At 67.1% G+C, this 22,988-nt stretch carries 23 protein-coding genes; 13 read left to right on the forward strand and 10 right to left on the reverse strand.

Annotation, left to right across the window (positions count from 1 at the left end):
• Positions 1–5 precede the first annotated feature (5 nt).
• The 10 genes from Q9R14_RS09735 to Q9R14_RS09780 form a co-directional block, all read right to left on the reverse strand.
• Entirely contained in the window at positions 6–806 is an 801-nt protein-coding gene (locus tag Q9R14_RS09735; protein WP_306002229.1) for a DUF4198 domain-containing protein, read from the reverse strand.
• 11 nt (positions 807–817) lie between these two features.
• Positions 818–1,330 (reverse strand): DUF2271 domain-containing protein, encoded by a 513-nt coding sequence (locus Q9R14_RS09740; protein WP_306002230.1) that lies wholly within the window; start codon positions 1,328–1,330, stop codon positions 818–820.
• A gap of 11 nt (positions 1,331–1,341) precedes the next feature.
• Complete coding sequence (locus Q9R14_RS09745; RefSeq protein ID WP_371929713.1) at positions 1,342–2,019, reverse strand: PepSY-associated TM helix domain-containing protein; 678 nt, start codon at positions 2,017–2,019, stop codon at positions 1,342–1,344.
• A 67-nt stretch (positions 2,020–2,086) separates the two neighbouring features.
• On the reverse strand, positions 2,087–2,773 hold the full coding sequence (locus tag Q9R14_RS09750) for a Fe2+-dependent dioxygenase (protein ID WP_306002231.1): 687 nt from the start codon (positions 2,771–2,773) through the stop codon (positions 2,087–2,089).
• Between the two features lie 75 nt (positions 2,774–2,848).
• Positions 2,849–5,209: a TonB-dependent siderophore receptor gene (locus Q9R14_RS09755; protein WP_306002232.1), complete on the reverse strand. Its 2,361-nt coding sequence runs from the start codon at positions 5,207–5,209 to the stop codon at positions 2,849–2,851.
• Positions 5,210–5,304: 95 nt separating this feature from the next.
• Entirely contained in the window at positions 5,305–6,090 is a 786-nt protein-coding gene (locus Q9R14_RS09760; RefSeq protein ID WP_306002233.1) for a peptidase, read from the reverse strand.
• A 61-nt stretch (positions 6,091–6,151) separates the two neighbouring features.
• Positions 6,152–6,994, reverse strand: coding sequence for a transglutaminase family protein (locus Q9R14_RS09765; protein ID WP_306002234.1), 843 nt, complete (start codon positions 6,992–6,994; stop codon positions 6,152–6,154).
• Positions 6,995–6,996: 2 nt separating this feature from the next.
• A complete protein-coding gene (locus Q9R14_RS09770; RefSeq protein WP_306002235.1) occupies positions 6,997–7,935 on the reverse strand; it encodes an alpha-E domain-containing protein in 939 nt (312 codons plus the stop codon).
• Positions 7,935–9,356 (reverse strand): circularly permuted type 2 ATP-grasp protein, encoded by a 1,422-nt coding sequence (locus Q9R14_RS09775; protein WP_306002236.1) that lies wholly within the window; start codon positions 9,354–9,356, stop codon positions 7,935–7,937. Before Q9R14_RS09775 ends, Q9R14_RS09770 begins: the two co-directional genes overlap by 1 nt.
• Positions 9,357–9,436: 80 nt before the next feature.
• Positions 9,437–10,645: an NAD(P)/FAD-dependent oxidoreductase gene (locus tag Q9R14_RS09780; protein ID WP_306002237.1), complete on the reverse strand. Its 1,209-nt coding sequence runs from the start codon at positions 10,643–10,645 to the stop codon at positions 9,437–9,439.
• A 149-nt stretch (positions 10,646–10,794) separates the two neighbouring features.
• Here Q9R14_RS09780 and Q9R14_RS09785 point away from each other — a divergent pair, with 149 nt between their 5' ends.
• The 13 genes from Q9R14_RS09785 to Q9R14_RS09845 all read left to right on the forward strand — a co-directional run bounded on the left by Q9R14_RS09785 (position 10,795) and on the right by Q9R14_RS09845 (position 22,938).
• Positions 10,795–11,085 (forward strand): YerC/YecD family TrpR-related protein, encoded by a 291-nt coding sequence (locus Q9R14_RS09785; RefSeq protein WP_306002238.1) that lies wholly within the window; start codon positions 10,795–10,797, stop codon positions 11,083–11,085.
• 10 nt (positions 11,086–11,095) lie between these two features.
• Entirely contained in the window at positions 11,096–11,977 is an 882-nt protein-coding gene (gene hisG / locus Q9R14_RS09790) for an ATP phosphoribosyltransferase (RefSeq protein ID WP_055752833.1), read from the forward strand.
• The gene (hisD, locus tag Q9R14_RS09795; protein ID WP_306002239.1) at positions 11,977–13,284 is read left to right on the forward strand and encodes a histidinol dehydrogenase; all 1,308 of its coding nucleotides are present in this window, start codon (positions 11,977–11,979) and stop codon (positions 13,282–13,284) included. The genes hisG and hisD overlap by 1 nt, the downstream gene beginning before the upstream one ends.
• Positions 13,281–14,717 (forward strand): imidazoleglycerol-phosphate dehydratase HisB, encoded by a 1,437-nt coding sequence (hisB, locus tag Q9R14_RS09800; RefSeq protein WP_306002240.1) that lies wholly within the window; start codon positions 13,281–13,283, stop codon positions 14,715–14,717. Before hisD ends, hisB begins: the two co-directional genes overlap by 4 nt.
• Complete coding sequence (hisH, locus tag Q9R14_RS09805; protein ID WP_306002241.1) at positions 14,714–15,316, forward strand: imidazole glycerol phosphate synthase subunit HisH; 603 nt, start codon at positions 14,714–14,716, stop codon at positions 15,314–15,316. The genes hisB and hisH overlap by 4 nt, the downstream gene beginning before the upstream one ends.
• Positions 15,310–16,047, forward strand: coding sequence for a 1-(5-phosphoribosyl)-5-[(5-phosphoribosylamino)methylideneamino]imidazole-4-carboxamide isomerase (hisA, locus tag Q9R14_RS09810; protein WP_306002242.1), 738 nt, complete (start codon positions 15,310–15,312; stop codon positions 16,045–16,047). Before hisH ends, hisA begins: the two co-directional genes overlap by 7 nt.
• A complete protein-coding gene (gene hisF, locus Q9R14_RS09815; protein ID WP_306002243.1) occupies positions 16,044–16,811 on the forward strand; it encodes an imidazole glycerol phosphate synthase subunit HisF in 768 nt (255 codons plus the stop codon). The genes hisA and hisF overlap by 4 nt, the downstream gene beginning before the upstream one ends.
• Entirely contained in the window at positions 16,808–17,431 is a 624-nt protein-coding gene (gene hisIE / locus Q9R14_RS09820; RefSeq protein ID WP_306002244.1) for a bifunctional phosphoribosyl-AMP cyclohydrolase/phosphoribosyl-ATP diphosphatase HisIE, read from the forward strand. Before hisF ends, hisIE begins: the two co-directional genes overlap by 4 nt.
• A gap of 48 nt (positions 17,432–17,479) precedes the next feature.
• Positions 17,480–18,940, forward strand: coding sequence for a glucose-6-phosphate dehydrogenase (gene zwf / locus Q9R14_RS09825; protein WP_306002245.1), 1,461 nt, complete (start codon positions 17,480–17,482; stop codon positions 18,938–18,940).
• On the forward strand, positions 18,933–19,649 hold the full coding sequence (pgl, locus tag Q9R14_RS09830; RefSeq protein WP_306002246.1) for a 6-phosphogluconolactonase: 717 nt from the start codon (positions 18,933–18,935) through the stop codon (positions 19,647–19,649). The genes zwf and pgl overlap by 8 nt, the downstream gene beginning before the upstream one ends.
• Position 19,650: 1 nt before the next feature.
• The gene (edd, locus tag Q9R14_RS09835; protein ID WP_306002247.1) at positions 19,651–21,540 is read left to right on the forward strand and encodes a phosphogluconate dehydratase; all 1,890 of its coding nucleotides are present in this window, start codon (positions 19,651–19,653) and stop codon (positions 21,538–21,540) included.
• Between the two features lie 30 nt (positions 21,541–21,570).
• Complete coding sequence (glk, locus tag Q9R14_RS09840; RefSeq protein WP_306002248.1) at positions 21,571–22,542, forward strand: glucokinase; 972 nt, start codon at positions 21,571–21,573, stop codon at positions 22,540–22,542.
• Positions 22,543–22,632: 90 nt separating this feature from the next.
• Positions 22,633–22,938, forward strand: a complete 306-nt coding sequence (locus tag Q9R14_RS09845) for a hypothetical protein (protein ID WP_039244192.1) — start codon at positions 22,633–22,635, stop codon at positions 22,936–22,938.
• The last annotated feature ends 50 nt before the right edge of the window (positions 22,939–22,988 follow it).

Here is a 22,988-nt window from a genome sequence, read left to right on the forward strand (position 1 = left end):
TTCGCTTAGGGCAGGACTTCCATCGCCGCCACATAGCTGGCGTTGGAACCCAGCGTTTCGCCCTGACCTTCGGTGCGGACCGAGGCGTTCAGCCAATACATGCCGGCTTCCGGCCAGGTGATGGTGAAGGCGCCCTCGGCGTTGGTCTTGACCGTCGATTCTTCGGGGTTGTCGCGGTAGCGCAAACCGCCGCGCGCCACGGTGACGTCGATGTCAGCCGCCGGCTGGCCGTTGTTCAGCAGTTTGAAGGTGGCGGGTTCGCCCACGACCAGGTCGTTCGGGTGGGTGACAGGAACCAACTCAAGCCCCTCGCCGGTCGTCTTGAAGACGGTGTCGGTGGGGTTGTTCAGGGTGACGAAGGTCTCGACACGGCTGGCGGTGCGGGTCGCCTGAACATTGGTCGCGCCCTCCGGCAGGCCCGCCGGGTAGTCCGAGGCCGCGCCGCGCCAGCGCTTCTGTTCGCCGTTCAGGGTGTAGCTGGCCATGACGCCGTTCATGACGTTGGCGATCTTGTAGGTGCCGTTCTGCGTCAGATGGGCGTCGAAGGTCGAGCGATAACGGCCCTGCATGGCGTTCTCGGGCTGGACCGCCGAGTCGTCCGGCGCGGTGATGCTCAGGCCGGTCAGGCGCATGGCGGCGTGGTCGGGGTTGAACACCTGGTTCGACATGCCGGCGTCGAATCCGACCCAGGCGTCCGTGCCCGACAGGGTCGTGGCGGTGGGCGCCAACCACGCGCGGTGGGCCTGAGCGGCCATTGGGGCGGCCAGTGCTGCAGCCAGCGTGAGCAGGGCGATCGTCTTCTTCATGGTCATGATCCTTAGCGAGAGACGGCGACGCGCACGGCGCCCAGTTCGGTGGAGCCGGTTCCGGCGCCGGTGTTGGCCGCGCCCCAGCGGAAGGGCACGCGAACGACTTCGCGTCCGCCCAGTTCGCGGGCCGCCTCGACGACGATGTTGTACTGGCCGGGCTGAAGGTTGCGCAGACGGGCGGCAGGCACGGTGACGGTCTGGCGGCCCGGCGCGCGCGTGGCGCCGGACACGCCGTCGGCCGGCAGGCTCATGGCCCGGCCGCCCTTGCGCCACCAGGTGCGCAGATCCTTCAGCCAGTCCTTGCCGTCGCCCTCGTTGTTGCGGGTCTGCTGATACCATACGGCCAGGGTGCGTTCGGCGGACTGATCCGGCTTTTCGATCCACACCGCGACATAGGGGCGGTGATAGGAGGCGGTGTTCAGGCGCGGAATCTCGACCGACACCGTCAGGTCGGCGGCCATGGCGGGCACAGCGGCGGCGGCCAGGCCGACGGTGGTGATGACGACGGGAAGAAGGCGCATCAAAAAACTCGTCAATGAATGAAGATCAGGGCGATGACGACGGGGATCAGCAGGCCCAACGCCGCCAGCGGCCAGGTCGAGGGCCGACCCTTGGCGTGCAGGAACATCAGGCCCAGCCCCGTGACGGCGAAGATGACGCAGGCCGCCGCGAAGACGTCGATGAACCAGAACCAGACCACGCCGGCGTTGCGACCCTTGTGCAGGTCGTTGAGGTAGGCGATCCACCCGCGCGTCGTCTTCTCGTGCAGCGTCTCGCCGGTCGAACGGTCGATGGTGACCCAGCCGTCGCCGCCGGGCATGGCCAGGGCGACATAGACCTCTTCCGCCGTCGTCTCGGTCGGCTTGCCGGCGATCTCGACCTTCAGGGCCTCGGACGCCCAGCGTGCGACCGCGTCGGGGACAGGATCAGTCGTCTCCTGCGGGAAGCTCGCCAGCCGCTGCAACAGGGGCGCCGGCAAGGTCGCGGTCTGTTCGACCGTGACCGGATCGCCGGGGATCGAGGCCGCATGGTTCAGGGTGATGCCGGTGACCGCGAACAGGATCATGCCGACGAGGCTGACCGCCGCCGAAATCCAGTGCCAGCTATGCAGCTGTTTCAGCCAGAACGACCGTGCGCCGTTCAGCGCCGCCTTGGGTTTGGGGCCCTTGGCTGCGGTTTCGGCCTGACGCTGTGTGGCGAGTTCGGTCACGGGCTCGCTGTGCCATTGTTGCGAACGGGTTGCAATAGCATTTAGCGGCGTCGTGGCGCCTTGGGCGTCAGACCTCGGTCCAGCGCCGCAGCAGATTGTGATAGACGCCGGTCAGTTCGATCACCGCCTGATCCTTCGGCCCCTTCTCGGACGCCACGCGCTGGGTGGCGATGTCCAGGCGGAACAGGGTCTCGCGATCCGCGTCGTCGCGAACCAGGCTCTGCATCCACATGAAGGACGAGACCCGCGCGCCGCGCGTCACCGGCGTGACCCGATGCAGGCTCTTGGACGGATAGAGGACCAGATCGCCAGCCAGCAGCTTGATCGCCTGCGACCCATACATCTCCTCGATGATCAGTTCGCCGCCGTCGTAGTCCTCGGGTTCGGACAGGAACAGGGTCGCCGACAGATCGCTGCGAATGCGGATCGCCCCGCCGCCCCGCGCCTGACGGATGGCGTTGTCGACGTGCAGGCCGAACTCGCCCCCACCCTCGTAGCGGTTGAACAGGGGCGGAAAGATCGTGTGCGGCAGGGCCGCCGCCACGAACATCGGATTGGCGTTCAGCGCCTGGACGACCAGGGCCGAGACCTCTTTGGCCACGTCCGAATCCTCGGGCAGTTGCAGGTTCTTCTTCGCCGTCGCCGATTGATGGCCCGAGGTGGCGTTGCCGTCCGCCCACGGCCCGGCGTCCAGCCGCGCACGCAGAGCCGCGACCTCGGCCTTGGAGAAGACTTCCGGAATCTGCAGCAGCACAGGCGTTCTCGCTGAAAGAATAAACGGCCCCGCGGGGGATCGCGGGGCCGTCAGACTAGGCCGGGGAAACGGCCTTTAGAAGCGCAGGTTCAGGGCCAGGATGGCCTGGCGACCTGCGGCCACATCGGCGTGGTGAATACCGTTGGTGCGCATGATGTATTCCTCGTCCGTCGCATTCTTGACGTTCAACTGAAGCGTAGCGCGGTCCGTCAGATCATAGGCGGCGAAGGCGTCCACGCGGGTCCATTCGGGCGCATAGATGCGGTTATTCCCGCCGCCCGCGCCGCCCTGGTTCCCGCCCAGAGATTTGGACGTGTAGTAGACGCCGCCGCCGACCGTCAGCCGGGGCAGGACGCGATAGGTGGTGAACAGGCTGGCGCTATGCTTGGGCGTGTTGGCGAGCGGCAGGCCCTGCAGCGGATTGACGCTTGAGACGGGGGGCGTGCCCGACACGACCACGGCCGCCTTGGTCAGTTCGGAGTCCATGTAGGTGTAGCCGCCGAACACGGTCCACTTCGGCGTGATGCTGCCTGACACGCCCAGCTCGAAGCCGTTGACCTCGACCTCGCCTTCCTGACGGAAGATATTGGGCTGAACCAGGATGAGGGCGTTCTTGCGCGTCAGATGGAAGGCGGCCGCCGACAGGGCGAGGCGGTCGTTCAAGACGTGGGCCTTGGCGCCGATCTCGAAGCTTTCGGTGTCTTCCGGATCCAGAACCGTGTTGGCGACGCCATCGACCGTGCCCGTACCGCCCGAGGCGTTCTGGTCGCCGGCTGAAATGGTTGGCGGCGTCGAGGAGGTGGACCAGGACGCATAGACGCTGCTGTTCTGCGTCGGCTTGAACACCAGGCCGACCTGATAGTTGGTGAACTCCCAGGTCTGTTCCGGCACAGCCGTATAGCCCGTCGTCGTCCAGACGCCGGCCGACTGGGTCGCGGTCGCATTTACGCCCTTGACCGAATACTGGTCCCAGCGAACGCCCAGGTTCAGAATCAGTCGCTCGGTCAGGGTGATGCTGTCGTTGGCATAGACGCCGATGGCCTCGGTCGTGTTCGAACTGGTCGGGCCGCGATTGATCACGCCGGTCCAGGCGTCGTCGGGATTGGGGTTGTAGACCGGGGTGCAGTCGCCGGCGCCCAGCGACCCGGCGGCGGTCGGATACGACCCGCTGACGGTCGTCAGACCGGTCGGACAGGCCGAGCCCGAGGTGGTGTAGGTAGAATAGGAGGCGTTCCTGTTGTGCTCGCGCGACAGCTCCACGCCGACGTCATAGCTGTGCCTGATCGAACCGGTGGCGAATTGGCCGAAGACATCCGTCACATTGGCCAGGGTGGTGACCGGGTTCCAGCGGGTCTTGGTGCCCCGCTTCATCCAGTAGGTCCCGTCCGCCGCGCGTCCGACATAGCCGCCATCGCCGGGGTTGGTGACGATGTAGTCGTTCAGCGTCTGCGAGTAGCGGCTGACGTTGCGGATCGTGGCGAAATCGTTGAGGCGATGCTCGGCCTTGAAGGTGAACGCATCCACCTCATTGGTCAGGTAGTCGCGCGCCTTCAGCCCATAGAAGCTGTCATAGGGCACATCCAGAACGCCGCTGTCGGTCGTGCGCGACTGGATCTTGGTGAACAGCGGAATGCCGTAGTCGGGCATCTGGTCGCTGGTCAGGTGATAGTAGCTGAAGACCATCGACGACGGCGTGCCCAGGCCGGCGCCCAGGCTGATGGCCGCACCCCATTTGTCGTAGTCGACGGCGTCGCGGCCGGGCACGTCGCCCTGGGCGCCCATCAGATTGATGCGCAAGGCGGCGGTCTCGCCCAGCGGCAGGTTCGCATCGACCGTGCCGCGCAGATAGCCGTCCGTGCCCGCGCCCGCGCTGACATTGGTGAAGGCGTTCAGCTTGGGCGACTTGGAGGCCAGGTTGATGCTGCCGCCGCCCGAACCGCGTCCCGAATAGACAGCGTCCGGCCCCTTGATGACCTCGACCTGCTCCAGATTGAAGACCTCGCGCTGCTGGCCGCCCGTGTCGCGAATGCCGTCCACGAAGATGTTGTTGCCCGACGACTGGCCCCGGATGAAGGGACGATCGGCCAGGGGCTGACCCCCCTCGCCCGCCCCGAACGTGATGCCCGGCGAGTTGGACAGCAGGTCCTGCAAGGACGAGGCCGAGGTCTGTTCGATGATAGCCTGGGGGATGACCGTCACGGCGCGCGGCGTGTCTACCAGGGGCGCGACGAATTCGGGGCTGACGGGAGCCGGCTTCTTGAACTGACCATTGACGTCGATCGTGCCCAGATTGGCGGGCTGGGACTGGTCGGCCGTGACGACCACGCCGTCTTCGGCGGTCACGTCAGCAGCGATGGCAGGGGCGGCGACCAGCATGCCTGCGGCGCTGGAGGCGAACAGAAGCGAGCGGAGCGCGGCGGCGCGGGATTCGGACATACTCTTGCGACCTTTTGGTCTGATTTTGCGATGCGCTCGCAATAACCAGCTTCACAGGAAGGCACAAGACAATTGCGAACAAATCGCAATCTTAATTAGCCGACGGCGCTGATGCTCCTCTGGGGCGCCGACGTGTCGATATCCAGCCAGGTCGGATCGGGCATGGCGCGGTGGGCGGCGGCCAGGGCTTCGGACCAGCGCCGACCCAAGTCGCGGAAGTAGGGATCATCCGCCTCGATACGCCGCGCCGTGCCGGTCAGCTGGTCGCGCGGCATGACGATCAGGTCCAGCGGCGGGCCGACAGCGATGTTCGAGCGGATGGTCGAATCGAACGAGATCAGCCCCAGCTTCACCGCCTCGGACAGGGAGGTGGAGCTGTGCAGGGCGCGATCCAGAATGGGTTTGCCGTATTTCAGCTCGCCGATCTGCAGATAGGGCGTATCGGGCCCGCACTCGATGAAGTTGCCCTGCCCGTAGATCAGATACAGCCCCATTTTGCCGCCGGCGATCTGACCGCCCAGCAGCATGGAGGCGGTGACGTTCAGCCCATCGGCGGTCGGCGTCGGCGGGGTATTGATGCTGGCGCGCACGCTGGCCATCGCATGACCCAGAAGCTGGGCGGCGCGGAACAGGGTCGGGGCGGTCTGGAGCGTCTCCAGCTCGGTGGAGTCCGGCAGTTTGATCCCGGCTGCGACCATGGCCAGCGCCGTCTGGGTGACCGACAGATTTCCCGCCGTCGCGACCGCCAGGATGCGCTCGCCCGGCGATTTGTAGATGTGCAGTTTGCGATAGGACGAGATGTTGTCCACGCCCGCATTGGTGCGCGTGTCGGCGATCATCGCCAACCCGTCGTCCACCAGCATGCCTACGCAATAGGTCACTTCGCTCTATTCGCTCCCCGCGTTGCGTATCCCCAGACGCTAACAGATTCGCGCGTCATGCCTATCGGGGCCATCCACTGGATTGCAGTTGTTGCTGGCTCTGTTGCACCGGCCGCACATTCAGGGCGACGGTCAGTTGCTCCTGGCCGCCGCCATAGCTCGTGCCCCGGATCGGGGTCGCGCCGCGCGCGTCCAGGCCGACCGCGACCCGGACATAGTGTTCGGTCGGACAGATGCCGTTGGCCGGATCGAACCCGACCCAGCCCAGATCCTCGACCCAGGCCTCGGCCCAGGCGTGGGCGGCGTCCTGATCGTGGCGTCCATCCTGACGGCTGAGATGGCCCGAGACATAGCGGGCCGGCACGCCCAGCAGGCGCGCGGCCGAGATGAAGATCTGCGAATGGTCCTGACAGACGCCGCGTTTCTGAGCGAAGGCGTCGGCGGCGGTGTGGGAGGCGGAGGTCGAGCCGACCTCGAACGCCACCGTATCCTTCAACGCGCTCATCAACCGGTGCATCCGATTAAGCGTCGGCCCGTCGGGGATTGAGCGGGCGAAGTCGACGATGCCGGCGTCGGCCTTGGTCATCGGGGTTTCGCGCAGATAGACCAAGGGGGACAGCCGCTCGGCCTGGCCCTTCACGACGCCGCCCGTCTCGACGGTCGAGACCTCGCCGGTGACGCGGATGGTCAGGGCGTCGGTCGGCCGCTCGGTGTAGAGGCTGTGGACGATATTGCCGAAGGCGTCCTCGCTGCGCCGCAGCCGGGCGTCCACATCGGTCTCGATGCGCCAGTCGCGGACCTGCTGGCTTTCACACGACTTGGGCGTCAGGCGCAGCATCTGGACGATGAATCGCGCGGGCCGGGCGTAGGCGTAGCGGGTGGAGTGATCGATCCGGATCCGCATGGTCAGACCAAATACTGTTCGTGGACGGCCGCGGCCAGGGCGTTGTTCTCGTTCAGGAAGCTCTGGATGTATTCGTGCAGGCCGGACTGGAAGATGTCCTCGATCTTGGCCTCGTTGAACTTGCTGAGGCGATTGGAGGCCAGCCGTTGCGCAGGGCCGCGCCGGCCGTAATCGGTCGCTAGCTTCTCCAGATAGCTGACGATCATGCCCTGGCACGAGGCCAGCGAACGCGGCATCTGACGGTTCAGCACCAACAGGTCCGCCACCAACCACGGGCGCACGCTTTCGCGGTAGACCCAGCGATAGGCGGTCAGGGCTGAAACCTCGCGCAGCAGGGTCGTCCACTGGAAATAGTCCAGTTGCCCGCCTACCCGTTCGCCGGGCGGCAGCAGCAGATGATATTTCACGTCCAGCAGACGCGCGGTGTTGTCGGCCCGCTCGATCGCCATGCCCAGTCGCAGGAACCAGTAGGCGTCATTCCTCAGCATGGTCCGCGACGACGCGCCCTCCACCGCCAGGGATGTCGATTTTACGAAGTCGAGGAAGTTGGTGAAGTCGTCGCGCTTGGTCGGTTCGCCCAGCTCGTTCAGACCGTTCCAGGCGCCGTTGATCGCCTCCCACAGTTCGATGGTCAGAGCGGTACGCACCGAGCGCGCATTAGTCCGCGCCTTGGTGATGCAGGCCTTGATCGAGGTCGGATTGTCGAAGCCGAAGGCCAGATATTCCCGCACGGACTTTTCCGACACGGTCCGGCCGGTCGCGTCGAAGCCGGCCTTGACCCCCGACGAGGCGATGGCCCCCGCCCAGGCGGTGACGGCGGCCTGATCTTTCGCCGGCAGGGCGGCGAGGCGGATCGCCGCCTCCAGAATGCGGGCGAGAAAGTCCGCCCGCTCCATATAGCGGCCGGTCCAGTAGAGGCTGTCTGCGGTGCGTGAGAGCATCAGTTGTCCAGCACCCAGGTGTCCTTGGTTCCGCCGCCCTGGCTGGAGTTCACCACCAGCGACCCTTCCTTCAACGCCACTCGCGTCAGGCCGCCGGGCGCGACGCGCACGCCGGCCGGACTGGACAGGACGAACGGCCTGAGATCGACGTGGCGGGGCGACAGGGCGCCGCCGTTCAGCGTCGGGGCCGTCGACAGGCTCAGCGTCGGCTGGGCGATGAAGTCGTCGGGATCGGCGATCAGCTTGGCGCGGAAATCCTCGATCTCGGCCTTGGTCGAGGTTGGCCCGACCAGCATCCCATAGCCGCCCGATCCGCCGACCTCCTTGACCACCAGTTCCGGCAGCTTATCCAGCACTTCCTTCAGGGCGTCCGGCTCGCGACAGCGCCAGGTCGGCACGTTCTGCAGGATTGCATCCTCACCCGTGAAGAAGCGGATGATCTCGGGCATGTAGGTATAGACGGCCTTGTCGTCGGCCACGCCCGTCCCGACCGCATTGGCCAGCGTCACCCGCCCGGCGAAATAGGCCGACATCAGCCCCGGCACCCCGATGGTGGAGTTTGGCATGAACGTCAGGGGATCGAGGAAGTCGTCATCGATGCGGCGATAGATGACATCGACGCGCTTTGGCCCCTCGGTCGTGCGCATGAAGACCGTGTCGTCATTGACGAACAGGTCCGTGCCCTGAACCAGCTCGACACCCAGCTTGTCGGCCAGGAAGCTGTGCTCATAGTAGGCCGAGTTGAAGGGGCCGGGCGTCAACACGACAATCGTCGGGTCCGCCCCCGCCCCTGCCGGCGCCGAAGCCTGCAATGAGCGCAACAGCATGTCGGTGTAGATCTCGACGGGCCGCACGGCGTGTTCCGCGAACAGGTCGGGGAAGAGCCGCATCATCATCTCGCGGTTCTCCAGCATATAGGAGACGCCCGACGGCGTGCGGCAGTTGTCTTCGAGAACGTAGAAGCCGTGCTCGCCCGTGCGCACCAGATCGACGCCCGAGATGTGGCACCAGACGTCGCCCGGTGGACGACGCCCCTGCATCTCCGGCCGATAGTGCGGATTTGTCAGGATCAGATCAGCCGGGACGATGCCCGCCTTGATGCAGTCCTGCGGGCCATAGATGTCTTTCAGAAAGGCGTTGATGGCGGTGACCCGCTGCTTCAGCCCCTTGTCCAGACCGCCCCACTCGTCCGCACCGATGATGCGCGGCACGACATCGAAGGGGATCAGCCGCTCGTTGGATTCCTCGTCGCCATAGACGGCGAAGGTCACACCCATGCGGCGGAAAAACAGCTCCGCCTGGCGCGAGCGCGCTTGCAGCAGATCGGCCGGCGCGTTTTCCAGCCACGCCGCCAGCGTCTTGTAGCTGTCGCGGATCGCACCCGATCCGCCGCCGTTCATTTCGTCGAAAGCTCTCGTCATCCGCCCCCGCCGCGTTGAAGTCGCAGCTTGAACGGTCACGAACGTAAAGCGCAACAGTTTTGTTGCACTGCGGCGACGCCTTATCCGACGGCCACCGCCTTCATCGACACCGCCGGATCGGCCAGCTTGTCCACGTCCACAGGCGTCGCCTTGGCGATCAACGACTTGCTGGCCATGAACTCGGGCGGAGCGTTGACGGCCTCGACGCAGACGATGCGGTCGCCGTTCAGATGGAAGACCGCAAACCCCGACGCCGTCGGGTCGCCGCGCACCACCTGGCGGTCGGCGTCGAACGGCAGGCCGGCGATCTGAAGCTTGACGTCATATTGATCCGACCAGAACCACGGCACTTCCGGCGTGGGTCCGACCCGTCCGACGATGGCGGCGGCCGCCTGTTTGGCCTGCTCCAAGGCGTTGGGCACGCTTTCCAGCCGATGATGCACGCCGCCGTGGACCGGAATGGGTCGCCGCGTCATGTCGCCGACGGCGAAGACCGCCGGGTCGCTGGTCCGCGCCTCGCCGTCCACCGCCACGCCGTCGTCGCAGGCCAGGCCGGCCGATCGCGCCAGGGCGTCGCACGCCAGGGCGCCGACCCCCACCAACACTGCATCCGCCCGCACCACCGATCCGTCGGCCAGGGTCACGCCGTCGCGGGCCACGGCGACCACCTCCGCGTCGGTCAGGACTTCGACGCCGTGCACCCGGTGCTGCGCCGTGAAGAAAGCCGACAGGGTCTCGGACGCCACCCGCGCCAGCACGCGCGGCGCGCGCTCGATCACCACCGCCTCGGCGCCCAGGGCCCGCGCCGACGCCGCCGCTTCCAGCCCCACATAGCCGCCGCCGACGACCGCCAGACGCTTGCCGGGCCCGAGAACCGCCCTCAGCCTCTCGGCGTCCTTCATCGTGCGCAGTTCCAGCAGGTCGGGATGGTCCCCGCCCGGAACCGGCAGCTTCCGGGCCGTCGATCCGGTCGCCAGCACAAGAATGTCATAGGTCTCGCTCGTCCCGTCGTGGAAGGCGACCGTCTTCGCGGCAGGGTCCACCGCCACGGCGACCCTCGAGGGTCGGAAATCGATGTTCTGCTCGGCGTAGAAACTCAGAGGCCGCAGCAGCAGCGCCTCAAGATCCGCCTCCCCCTTCAGCCAGGCCTTGGACAGCGGCGGCCGCTGATACGGCGGCGCATCCTCCTCGCCCGCCAGCACGATGGGGCCTTCGTGCCCATACTGCCGCAGGAAGGCCGCGACGGAGCCGCCAGCGTGTCCGGCGCCGATGATGAGAACCTTGGTCATGGGACGCATTTAGAGTGGCGAGTGACGAGTGGCGAGTGGCGAGCAAGCGACGGATGCCCAGATTTTATCGCCTCTCATCACGCGCCACCCGCCACTCGCCACTAGTCATCCCCTTGACCGTTCCATTGTTACAGCATAGTGTAACGCGCATGACGACCTCTCCCGCCTGTGACGACCTGCATGACGCCCTGCTGTCGATGCAGACGCGCGCCGAGATCGACGCCTTTCTGGCCGATCTTTGCACGCCTGCGGAACTGCGCGCCTTCTCCGAGCGCTGGCAGGTCGCGCGCCTGCTCGACGCCGGCGGCAAATCCTATCGCGAGATCGCCGCAGAGGCCCATGCCAGCCCCACCACCGTCGTCCGCGTCGCCCGCTATCTGAAAGACATGCCGCATCAGGGCTATCGCCTCGCCCTGGACCGCCTGAAGAACAAAAACTGAGTATCCGAACATGAGCACCGTGCAGGGCCGGCTTCGCATCGCCGTCCAGAAATCCGGCCGTCTGGCCGACCGCAGCCTCGACCTGATCCGCGACGCGGGCCTGAAATGGGTCAAGGGTCACAATGACCTGCTTTACCGGGTCGAGAACTATCCGATCGACCTGCTGCGCGTCCGCGACGACGACATCCCAACCTTCGTGGCGGACGGCGTCTGCGACCTGGGCATCGTCGGCGAGAATGTGCTGGAGGAAGGCCGCAACGGCGGGCCGAACGCCTCGATCGTCATGCCGCTGGGCTTTGGTCGCTGCACGCTCAAGATCGCCACGCCCCCGACCCTGGCCTATGACGGTCCGGCCTCGCTGGACGGTCTGCGCATCGCCACCTCCTATCCCAAGATCCTGCGCCGCTTTCTCGACGAACGCGGGGTCAAGGCCGACATCGTGGTCATGCGCGGGGCCGTCGAGGTCGCGCCCCGGCTGAAACTGGCCGCCGCCATCTGCGACCTGGTTTCGACCGGCGCGACGCTGGAGGCCAACGGGCTGGGCGCCAAGGATACGGTTCTGGAAAGCCAGGCCGTGCTGATCCAGTCGCCCGTCGCGCCCGAGCCGGCGTTGCAGCAGCTGTTGGACAGCGTCATCGAGCGGATGGCGGGCGTGGTGTCCTCGCAAGGCGCCAAATACGTCATGTTGAACGCCCCGCGCTCGGCGCTGGACGAGATCACCGCCATACTGCCCGGCGCCGGCTCGCCCACAGTCATGCCCCTGATGGGTCGCGACGATGCGGTCGCCGTCCACGCCGTCTGCCAGGAGGCCGTCTTCTGGGAGACGCTCGAAAAGCTGAAGGCCGCCGGCGCCTCGGCCATTCTAGTTCTCCCGATCGAGAAGATGATGTGATGAAGCGCATCGACTGGTCTTCCCTCGACGCGGCCGGCAAGACGGCCGCCCTGGCCCGCCCCGCCCAACGCACCGCCGGCGACGTGACCGAGGTCGTGCGCACCATCCTGGAAGACGTGCGCCAGCGCGACGGCGCGGCCGTGACCGACTGGTGCCTGAAGCTGGACAAGGCGCCGCCCCGTCGCATCGCCATCACGCCCGAGGCCGTCGCCGAGGCGCGCAACGCCCTGCCGCCCGGCGACGTGCGCGCCCTGCGCATGGCGGCCGACAATGTGCGCGTGTTCCACCAGGCGACCCGGCCCGAGGACACCCCCTTTATCGAGACGACGCCGGGCGTGCGGTCCAAACTGGCCTGGCGCCCCATCGCCTCGGCCGGCCTCTATATTCCCGGCGGCACCGCGCCGCTGTTTTCGTCGCTGCTGATGCTGGCCATTCCGGCCGGCGTCGCGGGCGTAGGCCAGCGCGTCGCCGTGACTCCGCCGAACAAGGACGGCGGCATCCACCCCGCCATGATCCTAGCCGCCGCAGAGGCGGAACTGGACGCCATCTGGCTGATGGGCGGGGCCCAGGCCATCGCCGCCCTGACCTTCGGCGTCGAACTGGAGGATGGGATCATCCCGGCCTGCGACAAGCTGTTCGGACCCGGCAACGCCTATGTGGCCGAGGCCAAGAAGCAGGCGAGCGCGCTGCCCGGCGGTCCCGCCGTCGACATGCCGGCCGGCCCGTCGGAGTTGATGGTCATCGTTGATCGCGACGCCGCGCCCGAGATCGCCGCCGCCGACCTGCTCAGCCAGGCCGAACACGATGCGGATGCGCAGGTTCTGCTGGTCTCGACCAGCCGCGCCACCATCGACTACATCCTGAGCGAGGTCGAGGTTCAGGTCGCAACCCTGCCCCGCGAAGCCATCGCCCGCGCCTCTCTGAATGAGGCGCGCGCCATCCTGGTTCGCGACCTCGAGGCCGCGGCAGAAGTCGCCAACCTCTATGGCCCCGAACACCTGGCGATCCAGATCGACGATCCCGAGCCGCTGGTCGATTCGATCAAGGCCGCCGGGGCCGTCTTCGTCGGCCGGTTCGCCGCCGAGACGCTGGGGGATTACGCCGCCGGTCCCAGCCACGTCCTGCCGACCGACGGGGGCGCCCGCACCCTGGGCGGCGTCACCACCGCCAGCTTCATGACCACCATGTCGGTCCAGCTGGTGACCGAGGCCGGCGCCCGCGCCCTGGCCCCCATCGCCGCCCGTCTGGCCCGGATGGAGGGCCTGGAAGCCCACGCCCGCGCCGCCGATCTGAGGGCCGAAGGATGACCCTGCCCGCTCCCTATCCGCCGCTGGTTTCCGGCGGCGAAGGTCTGGATCGCTATCCCGGCGACGCCTCCGCCCTCGCCGCTCGCATGGCCGCCGTCTATGGCGTGCCTGCCGAACAGGTTCTGCCGGTGCGCGGCCTGACCCACGGGCTGGAACTGGCCTGGCGCCTCGCCGCGCGCGACGGGGGATCGGTCGAGGCCCCGAAGGCCGAGCCCTATGACAGCCTGGCCGCCATCTATCCGGCCAAGGGCGACCCCGCCCGAGAAGCAAGTACCGTCATCATCCGCGCCCTGGGCTCGCCTGAGGCCGTCGCCGAAATGGCCGCCCGCGTCGCCCCCGCCCTGCTGGTGGTGGACGAAGGACTGATCGAGTTCTCCGACAGCGTCTCGGCCGTGACCGTCGTCGCCAATCAGCCGAACCTGGTCGTGCTGCGCAGCCTGTCCCTGGCCTATGGCCTGGCCGGCGCCCGCGTCGGCGCGGCGATCGCGCAGGCCCCGACCCTGGCGCGTCTGGCGTCGGTGCTGGAACCCTATGCCCTGCCCGAACCGCTGGTGCGACTGGCGATGCAGGCGCTCGATCCGTCGCGGATGATCGAGACCGCCGAGCGGATCGCCTCGGTCCGACACGAGCGCGAACGGGTCGTGCGCGAACTGGGCCGCCAGATGCCGGTCGAACCGGGCGTCGGTCCCATCATCATGGCCCGTCCAGAGGAGCCTGCCGCCGCCCTGGCCGGTCTGAAGGCCTATGGCGTCGAGGCCGATCTGTCCGGCGAGCGTCTGCGCCTGCCGATCTCGATCAAGTCCGAGGTCAACGACCGGCTGCTCGCCGCCTTCGGCCTGACGCCCGCCAAGCGCCGCCCCGCCCGCATCGGTCAGGCCGTGCGCGACACCAAGGAAACCCGCATCGTCTGCGCGGTCGATCTGGATGCGACCGGTCCGGTGAAGATCGAAACCGGCGTCGGCTTCTTCGATCACATGCTGGAGCAGATCGCGGCCCACGGCGGCTTCTCCCTGCGTTTGCAATGCGAAGGCGACCTGCACACCGATCCGCACCACACGATCGAGGACAGCGCCATCGCCTTGGGCCAGGCGTTGAAACAGGCGTTGGGCGAGCGCAAGGGCATCGCCCGCTATGGCTTCGTCCTGCCGATGGACGAGGCCAATGCGACGGTCTCAATCGATCTTTCCGGCCGCCCGTATCCGCTGTTCGAGGGCGCGTTCGAGACCCCCTTCATCGGCGACTACCGCACCGACCTTACCGCCCACGTCTTCCGGTCACTGGCCGAGGCCATGGGCGCGGCCGTGCACATCAAGGTCACGGGCCAGGACGACCACCACAAGACCGAAGCCGTCTACAAGGCCTTCGGCCGCGCCCTGCGCCAGGCCATCCGTGTCGAGGGCGACGCCGTGCCATCCACCAAGGGTGTTCTGTGACCGAGGTCGCCGTCATCGCCTACGGCGCCGGCAATGTCGCCTCGGTCCAGTTCGCGCTGGAGCGGCTCGGCGCGACCGTGCGCCTGACCGACGATCCGACCGTGATCGCCGAGGCTGAACGGGTCATCCTGCCTGGCGTTGGCGCCGCCGGCTACGCCATGAAGCGCCTGTCGGACCTGGGTCTGATCGCGCCGATCCGCGCCTTCACGCGCCCGCTGCTGGGTGTCTGCCTGGGTCAGCAACTGCTGTTCGGATCGAGCGACGAGGGCGACGGCGTCGATCTGTTGGGCCTCATTCCCGGCGCGGTGACCCGGCTGAAGCCTGAGGGCGATCTGCCGGTGCCGCACATGGGCTGGAGCCGGTTGACGCGCGAGCGCGACGACCCCTTGCTGGAGGGCGTCGTCGACGGCGCCTATGCCTATTTCGTCCATGGCTTCGTCTGTCCCGACGGACCGGCGACCCTGGCGCGCGCCGACTATGGCGGCGTCGTTCCGGCTGTGGTTCGATCTGCCAACCGCTGGGGCTGCCAGTTCCACCCCGAACGCTCGGCCGAGGCCGGGGCGACCATCCTCAAGAACTTCCTGGGCCTGCCATGCTGATCTACCCCGCCATCGACCTGAAGGACGGCGTCTGCGTGCGCCTGATGCACGGCGACTTCGCCCAGGTGACGCATTACGACCAGCAGCCGGCCGCCCGTCTGACGACCTTTGCGGCCGAGGGCGCGGAGTGGATTCACATCGTCGATCTGGACGGGGCCGAGGCGGGCGAGGCGCGCCAGCACGCCCTGATCGGCGAACTGACCCAGGCCATCGACGTCAAGGTTCAGTCGGGCGGCGGCGTGCGCAGCGCCAACGATGTGAAAAAGCTGCTGGACGCCGGCGTGTCGCGCGTCGTGGTCGGATCGCTGGCGGTGACCCAGCCCGAGGCGGTGGCGACCTGGTTGGAGACCTTCGGCGTCGAGCGCATCACCCTAGCCCTGGACGTCAAGATCGAGGACGGCGTGCCGGTCCCCGCTTTGAAGGGCTGGACCCAGTCCTCGGGCATGACGCTTTGGGAGGCGTTGGATCGGTATCCCAAGGGGACGGCCAAACACCTGCTGGTGACCGATGTCGGTCGCGACGGCGCCCTGACCGGGCCGAACCTGGATCTGCTGGCCGAGATCCGCAGCCGTCGGCCGGATCTGGTGTTGCAGGCCTCGGGCGGCGTTTCCTCGCTGAACGACATCGCGGCGGTCAAGGCGCTGGGCTGTCACGGGGCTATCGTCGGGCGCGCGCTGTACGAGAACTGCTTCACCCTGCCCGAGGCGATCGCGGCGGCCCGTCCGATATGACCGCCCGGCGGATCATTCCCTGCCTGGACGTGAAGGACGGCCGGGTGGTCAAGGGCGTGAAGTTCGTCGGTCATACCGACATGGGCGACGCGGCCGAGCTGGCCGCCCGCTATCGCGATGCGGGCGCCGACGAACTGGTCTTCTACGACATCACCGCCAGTCCCGAGGGGCGGACGCTGGACTACGGCTGGATCAAGGACATCGCCCGACTGCTGGACATTCCTTTCTGCGTCGCCGGCGGCATTCGCAGCGTGGAGCAGGCGGCGCGGTGTCTGGACCACGGGGCGGACAAGGTCTCGATCAACTCCCCGGCTCTGGAACGGCCCGAACTGATCGCCGACATGGCGGCGCGGCTGGGCAGCCAATGCGTCGTCGTCGGCGTCGACAGCCGGATCGAAGACGGCGACTGGGTAGTGCACAAATATACCGGCGACCCCGATGCACGCCGTCATGCCGGCAAACGCACACTGGACTGGCTGGATGAGGCGCAGAGCCTGGGTGCCGGAGAGATCGTGCTGAACTGCATCGATCAGGACGGGGTTCGGCGCGGCTATGACATCACGCAACTGTCCGCCGCGCGAGCACGGCTGACCATTCCCTTGATCGCCTCGGGCGGCGCTGGCGCACCCGAGCATTTCAAGGCTGTGTTCGAGCAGGCCGACGTCTCCGGCGCCCTGGCCGCCAGCGTGTTCCACACCGGTGCCATCGCCATTCCCGACCTGAAACGCTACCTGGCCGACCAAGGCCTGGAGATGAGACTGTGATCGACCCGAACACCATCGACTTCGCCAAGGGCGACGGCCTGGTCCCCGTCGTGGTTCAGGACGCCGCCACGCTGCAGGTCCTGACCCTGGCCTATATGGATCGCGCTGCGCTGGACGAGACGATCGCCTCCGGCGAGGCCACCTTCTTTTCGCGCTCGCGCGGGGGGCGTTGGAGAAAAGGCGAGACCTCGGGCGACCGGCTTTACGTCGTCTCCATCACGGCCGACTGCGACGCCGACGCCATCGTGCTGGGCGTCAAGCCGGTCGGAAACGCCTGCCACCTGAACCGGACGAGCTGTTTTGGAGAGGCCGACGCGCCGGGCCTGGGTCGGATCGCCCGGCTGGAGCGAACCATCGCCGAACGGGCCGCCGCCGATCCGTCCGAAAGCTGGACCGCCCGACTGATCGCACAGGGGCCCAAACGCATCGCCCAGAAGGTCGGCGAGGAGGGCGTGGAGACCGCGCTGGCCGGCGTCGCCGGTCCGGACGAGGAACTCGCCAGCGAGGCTGCGGATTTGATCTATCACCTGCTCGTTCTTCTCCATGCCCGTAACATGGTGTTTCAGGACGTGCTGGACGTGTTGGCCTCGCGGGCGGAAGCGGCCAAAGACAGCGGCTAGACCGTAAAGGCGTGCGTCCCGACAAATGGGATCATCGAGGGACAAGACATGGCGGCTCTCATTCTATTTGGCGGCGGCGGCGATCTGGCGATGCGCATGCTTCTGCCGTCTCTCTATTTCCTCGAACACGACGGCCTTCTGCCTGAAGGGCTGAAGATCATCGGCGCCGCGCGTTCGGAAGAGAGCGCCGACGACTATATCGCCAAGGTGCACGAGGCGGTGAAGGCGCGCGCTGAAGCCGACAAGGTCTGGGACGAAGCCAGCTGGTCGCGGATGAAGGCCCGCCTGGACTATCTGGCGGTCGACGCGACCTCGCCCGAAAGTCTCAAACCGCTGAAGGATAGGGTCGGCGACGGCGAGGTCACCTCCTTCCTGGCCGTGTCCCCCTCGCTTTACGCCCGCATCGTCACAGCGATGAAGGCGGCGGGCCTTGCCGAAAAGAACTGCCGCATCGTGCTGGAAAAGCCGGTTGGGCGCGACCTGAAGTCCTTCCTCGAGATCGACGACGCCGTGGCCCACGCCTTCAGCGAGAACCAAGTGTTCCGCATCGACCACTATCTGGGCAAGGAGACCGTCCAGAACCTGATCGCCCTGCGGTTCGGCAACACGATCTTCGAGCCGCTGTGGAACAACCTGTCCATCGACCACGTGCAGATCACGATCGGCGAGACGGTGGGGGTCGGCGATCGCTGGCCCTACTATGACGAATACGGCGCCCTGCGCGACATGCTGCAGAACCACATGCTGCAGCTGCTGTGCCTAGTGGCGATGGAGCCGCCGAGCGACCTGGACCCGGATTCGGTACGCAACGAGAAGGTCAAGGTGCTGCGCTCCCTGCGCCCGATCACGCCTGACGAAGCCGAGCGCGTGACCGTGCGGGGTCAGTATGTGGCGGGCGTCTCGGAGGGCAAGCCGGCCAAGGGCTATGACGAGGAGCGCGGCCAGCCGTCGGACACCGAGACCTTCGTCGCCGTTCGCGCCGACATCGACAACTGGCGCTGGGCCGGCGTGCCCTTCTTCATGCGGACCGGCAAGCGCCTGCCCGAAAAGCGCACCGAGATCGTCATCCAGTTCAAGCCGGTGCCCCACTCGATCTTCGACCGCGACGATCGCGGCGAGGTTCAGGCCAACCGGATGATCATCGAGTTGCAGCCCGAGGAAGACATCTCTCTGACGGTGATGAACAAGCGTCCGGGCCTGGATCAGCGCATGCAGTTGCAGCCGATCAAGATGAGCCTGTCTTGGGGGGTCGATGGCAAGTCCGCCGCCCCGCCGCGCCGCCGCATCGCCTATGAGCGTCTGCTGCTGGACGCGATGGCCGGCGATTCCACCCTGTTCGTGCGCCGCGACGAGGCCGAGCAGGCGTGGAAATGGGTGGACGAGGTGTCCGAGGCCTGGGCCGAATCCGGCCTGAAGCCCGACGACTATATCGCCGGCACCTGGGGCCCCGACAGCGCCGACATGCTGATGGCCCGCACCGGCCGCGACTGGAATACGACCGATGTCTGAGACCCCCGCCATCGAAGCCTTCGCCTCCGTCGAGACCTGGGCCGAAGCCATCGCCGCGCGTCTGGCCGAGACCCTGGGCGCTGCCGTCCGTGATTACGGCCAGGCCCTGTTCGCCGGTCCGGGCGGTTCGACGCCCGCGCCCGTCTATCGCCGCCTGGCGGCGACCGATCTGGACTGGTCCAAAATCGCCGTGACCCTGGTGGACGAGCGGTATGTGCCCGAGACCTCGCCGGAATCGAACGCCCGGCTGATCCGCGACGTGCTTCTTCAGGACAAGGCGGCGACGGCCCGCTTCATCCCGCTCTATACGCCCGAAGTCACCGTGGACCGTGCGGCCATCGTGGCGGCAAAGGCCCTGGGCGATGCCGGCGGGCGGTTCGATGCGGTGCTGCTGGGCATGGGCGAGGACGGCCATATCTGCTCCATGTTCCCCGAAAGCCCGACGCTGAAGACCCTGCTGACGCCGATGCTGAAGCCCACGGTGCTGGGCGTGCCGCATGGGCGCGACGGCATGGCGCCGACGCTTGAACGGCTGTCGATCAATCTGCCCTATCTGATGTCGGCGGGCCGGGTGATCTTGGGTCTGAAAGGCGCCGCCAAGCGTCGTGTCTTCGAAGAACAGGCCCAGGGCGATCCCAAGATCCAGCCCATCGCCGCCCTGATCGCCGCCGGCGTTCCCCTTGAAGTTCTGTGGACGGAGGAAGGCTGAAATGGCGCTTCATCCCACCGTGGCGGCCGTCACCGCCCGCATCGTCGAAAAAAGCCGCGAGACCCGCGCCGACTACATCCGTCGCATGGACGCCGCGCGCGACAGCGGCGCCGGACGCGCCAAGCTGAGCTGCGCCAACTGGGCCCACGCCTTCGCGGGCCAGACGATCGCCGACAAGCTGACGGCGATGGACGGGTCCAAGCCCAATTTGGGCATCGTCACCGCCTACAACGACATGCTGTCGGCCCACCAGCCGTTCGAACGCTTCCCCGACGTGGTGCGCAAGGCCGTGCGCGAGGTCGGCGCCACCGCCCAGGTCGCCGGCGGCACCCCCGCCATGTGCGATGGCGTCACCCAGGGTCGTCCCGGCATGGAGTTGTCGCTGTTCAGCCGCGACCTGATCGCCATGTCGGCAGGCATCGCCCTGACGCACGACGCCTTCGACGCCGGATTGATGCTGGGCGTGTGCGACAAGATCGTACCGGGCCTGTTCATGGGCGCCCTGGCCTTCGGCCATCTGCCGGTCGTCTTCGCCCCCGCAGGACCGATGCCGTCCGGCATTCCGAATGCGGAAAAGGCGCGCGTCCGCGCCGAGTATGCGCAGAACAGGGTCGATCGTCAGACCCTGCTGGAAAGCGAGATCGGCTCCTATCACTCGCCCGGCACCTGCACCTTCTACGGCACGGCCAACTCCAATCAGATGATGATGGAGCTGGGCGGGCTGCACATGCCCTCCACCGCCTTCGTCCATCCCGACACCGGCCTGCGCGACGCCCTGACGGCGGCGGCGGCGAAACGGGCGGTCGAACTGGCCCGCAGCGGCGAGTGCCGCATGGCCGACGTCATCGACGAGAAGTCCATCGTCAACATGATCGTGGCCCTGCTGGCCACCGGCGGCTCGACCAATCACGCCATCCACCTGGTCGCCATGGCGCGGGCGGCTGGGGTGCTGATCGACTGGACCGACATGGACGAGCTGTCATCGGTCACGCCGCTGTTGGCGCGGGTCTATCCTAACGGTTCGGCCGACGTGAACGCCTTCCAGGCGGCCGGCGGCGTCGCCTTCATTGCGCGTGAACTGGCCCGGGCAGGCAACATCCACGCCGATGTCACGACCATCATGGGTCAGGGCATCGAGGCCTATTTCCAGGAACCGTCGATGGTGGACGGCGAACTGGTCTGGCGCGATGGGGTCCAGGAAAGTCTCGATCTCGACATCCTGCGCCCGGCCTCCAATCCCTTCGACAAGGAGGGGGGCTTGCGTCTAGTTCAGGGCGACCTGGGTCGTGCGGTCATCAAGATCTCCGCCGTCAAACCCGAGAACCGCATCGTCGAGGCGCCTGCCGCCGTGTTCGAAACTCAGGAAGACGCGCTGCAAGCCTTCCGGGACGGCAAGCTGTTCCGCGACGTGGTCGTTGTCCTGCGCTTCCAGGGACCCAAGGCGAACGGCATGCCGGAACTGCACAGCTTGTCGCCGGCCCTGTCCGTCATTCAGGACAAGGGGTTCAAGGTCGCCTTCGTCACCGACGGCCGCATGTCGGGCGCCAGCGGCAAGACGCCGGCCGCCATCCACGTCAGCCCAGAGGCCCTGGCCGGCGGTCCGCTGGCCCATGTTCAGGACGGCGACATCATCCGCCTGGACGCCGAAGCTGGCGTTCTGACCACCGTCGGCGTTCCCGACCTGACCGCCCGTCCGCTGGCCGCCCGGTCCGCCGCCAACGCCGAGGGTTCGTCCTGGGGCTATGGCCGTGAATTGTTCGGCGCCTTCCGCCATGTGGTCACGACGGCCGAACAGGGGGCGACGGTCTGTTTCGCCCTGCCGACCGGTTCGCGCGGCAACGACGACACCCCGCCCAATCCCAACTTCGTCGATCGGACTGTGGACGCCTGATCCACCGAACCGAGCGCAGGAAACGCCCCAATGAATGACAAGACCCTTCTCGTCGGCGATGTCGGCGGCACGAACGCCCGCTTCGCCGTGGCCCGAATGGTGGACGGCAAGCCCGTGCTGGACCATCACGAGAGCTTCCCGGCCGAGACCTATCCGACCTTCCTCGAAGGCGTCGCCGCCTTCATCGACGGCTGCGAGGTCAAGCCGACGGGCGGCGTTATCGCCGTCGCCGGCCCGGTCACGGACGGCGGCATCGACCTGACCAACTCGCCCTGGCAGGTGTCGGAGAGCGAGCTTCAAACGCTGGGCTTGAAGCCCGTCAAGCTGATCAACGATTTCGAGGCCCTGGCCTGGGGCGCGCCCATCGTGCCGGAAGACCAGCTGGAAAGTCTGGGCGGCCCGGTCGACGGCGATCCGCACTGCACCGTCGCGGTGCTCGGCCCTGGCACAGGCTTCGGGGTCTCGGCCCTGGTGCGGGATGCGGCCGGCAAGGAAATGGCCATGCCGTCCGAGGGCGGGCACGCCTGCTTCCCCCCCGGCGATCCGGTCGAGGACGAAATCCTGCGCATCCTGCGTCGCCGCTATGACCGGGTGTCGATCGAGCGGCTGATCTGCGGGCCGGGCCTGCTGAACATGCACCGGGCCCTGGCCGAGATCGACGGGCGCGAGACCCACATCGATGATCCCGCTCAGATCACTGCAACGGCTCTGGCCGATCCGAACAGCCCGTGCGGCGCGACCCTGGCCCGCTTCTGCGCCATCCTGGGCGCGGTCGCCGGCGACATCGCCCTGACCACCGGCGCGCGCGGCGGCGTCTATATCGCCGGCGGCATCGTTCCGCGCATCCTGCCCTTCATCAAGACCAGCCCCTTCCGCCAGCGCTTCGAGCGCAAGGGCCGGTTCAAGGACTATATGCAGGACATTCCGACCAAGGTGATCATGCACAAACACGCCGCGCTGCTGGGCGCTGCGCGGGTCGCCTTCGCCCAGTCGGAGGGCTGACGCGTCGGGCGATCACGAAAATCTCACGGCGGCGTGAACCGAACCGTCACCGTAGCGTTTGTGTGTTTCCATCTAGGAGAGGAAACTCAAATGAAGAAGTTCGCCATCGCCGCCGCTTCGGTCTTCATGCTGGCCGGCGTCGCCGCCTGCGGTGAAAGCGCCGCCGACAAGGCCGCTGAAAAGCAAGCCGACGCCATCGAAGCGACGGGTGAAGCCCGCGCCGACCAACTGGAATCGCAAGCCGCGACCGCTCCGACCGCCGCTCAGGCCGACGCCCTGAACGCCCAGGCCGACCAGGTCGAGAAGAACGCCGACCGCAAGGCCGACATGGTCGAGCAACAAGCCGGCAACGCTGACGGCGGCATGACCACCGCCAACACGCCTTCGACCCACTAAGGTCTGGCCACCGGCTAAATCCGTTTAAGTATGGATCAGCCCCCGTCGTT

This window comes from Brevundimonas sp. C43, assembly GCF_030732185.1.
GTDB lineage: Bacteria > Pseudomonadota > Alphaproteobacteria > Caulobacterales > Caulobacteraceae > Brevundimonas > Brevundimonas diminuta_C.

What these genes read in the sequence shown, in the direction of transcription:
- Q9R14_RS09845 (WP_039244192.1), top strand. Translation starts at nt 22,633, where the DNA reads ATGAAGAAGTTCGCCATCGCCGCCGCTTCGGTCTTCATGCTGGCCGGC.
- edd (WP_306002247.1), top strand. Translation starts at nt 19,651, where the DNA reads ATGGCGCTTCATCCCACCGTGGCGGCCGTCACCGCCCGCATCGTCGAA.
- zwf (WP_306002245.1), top strand. Translation starts at nt 17,480, where the DNA reads ATGGCGGCTCTCATTCTATTTGGCGGCGGCGGCGATCTGGCGATGCGC.
- Q9R14_RS09780 (WP_306002237.1), bottom strand. Translation starts at nt 10,645, where the DNA reads ATGACCAAGGTTCTCATCATCGGCGCCGGACACGCTGGCGGCTCCGTC.
- pgl (WP_306002246.1), top strand. Translation starts at nt 18,933, where the DNA reads ATGTCTGAGACCCCCGCCATCGAAGCCTTCGCCTCCGTCGAGACCTGG.
- hisB (WP_306002240.1), top strand. Translation starts at nt 13,281, where the DNA reads ATGACCCTGCCCGCTCCCTATCCGCCGCTGGTTTCCGGCGGCGAAGGT.
- Q9R14_RS09770 (WP_306002235.1), bottom strand. Translation starts at nt 7,935, where the DNA reads ATGCTCTCACGCACCGCAGACAGCCTCTACTGGACCGGCCGCTATATG.
- hisF (WP_306002243.1), top strand. Translation starts at nt 16,044, where the DNA reads ATGACCGCCCGGCGGATCATTCCCTGCCTGGACGTGAAGGACGGCCGG.
- hisA (WP_306002242.1), top strand. Translation starts at nt 15,310, where the DNA reads ATGCTGATCTACCCCGCCATCGACCTGAAGGACGGCGTCTGCGTGCGC.
- Q9R14_RS09765 (WP_306002234.1), bottom strand. Translation starts at nt 6,994, where the DNA reads ATGCGGATCCGGATCGATCACTCCACCCGCTACGCCTACGCCCGGCCC.
- Q9R14_RS09775 (WP_306002236.1), bottom strand. Translation starts at nt 9,356, where the DNA reads ATGACGAGAGCTTTCGACGAAATGAACGGCGGCGGATCGGGTGCGATC.
- Q9R14_RS09740 (WP_306002230.1), bottom strand. Translation starts at nt 1,330, where the DNA reads ATGCGCCTTCTTCCCGTCGTCATCACCACCGTCGGCCTGGCCGCCGCC.
- glk (WP_306002248.1), top strand. Translation starts at nt 21,571, where the DNA reads ATGAATGACAAGACCCTTCTCGTCGGCGATGTCGGCGGCACGAACGCC.
- Q9R14_RS09755 (WP_306002232.1), bottom strand. Translation starts at nt 5,209, where the DNA reads ATGTCCGAATCCCGCGCCGCCGCGCTCCGCTCGCTTCTGTTCGCCTCC.
- hisG (WP_055752833.1), top strand. Translation starts at nt 11,096, where the DNA reads ATGAGCACCGTGCAGGGCCGGCTTCGCATCGCCGTCCAGAAATCCGGC.
- hisD (WP_306002239.1), top strand. Translation starts at nt 11,977, where the DNA reads ATGAAGCGCATCGACTGGTCTTCCCTCGACGCGGCCGGCAAGACGGCC.
- Q9R14_RS09735 (WP_306002229.1), bottom strand. Translation starts at nt 806, where the DNA reads ATGAAGAAGACGATCGCCCTGCTCACGCTGGCTGCAGCACTGGCCGCC.
- Q9R14_RS09785 (WP_306002238.1), top strand. Translation starts at nt 10,795, where the DNA reads ATGACGACCTCTCCCGCCTGTGACGACCTGCATGACGCCCTGCTGTCG.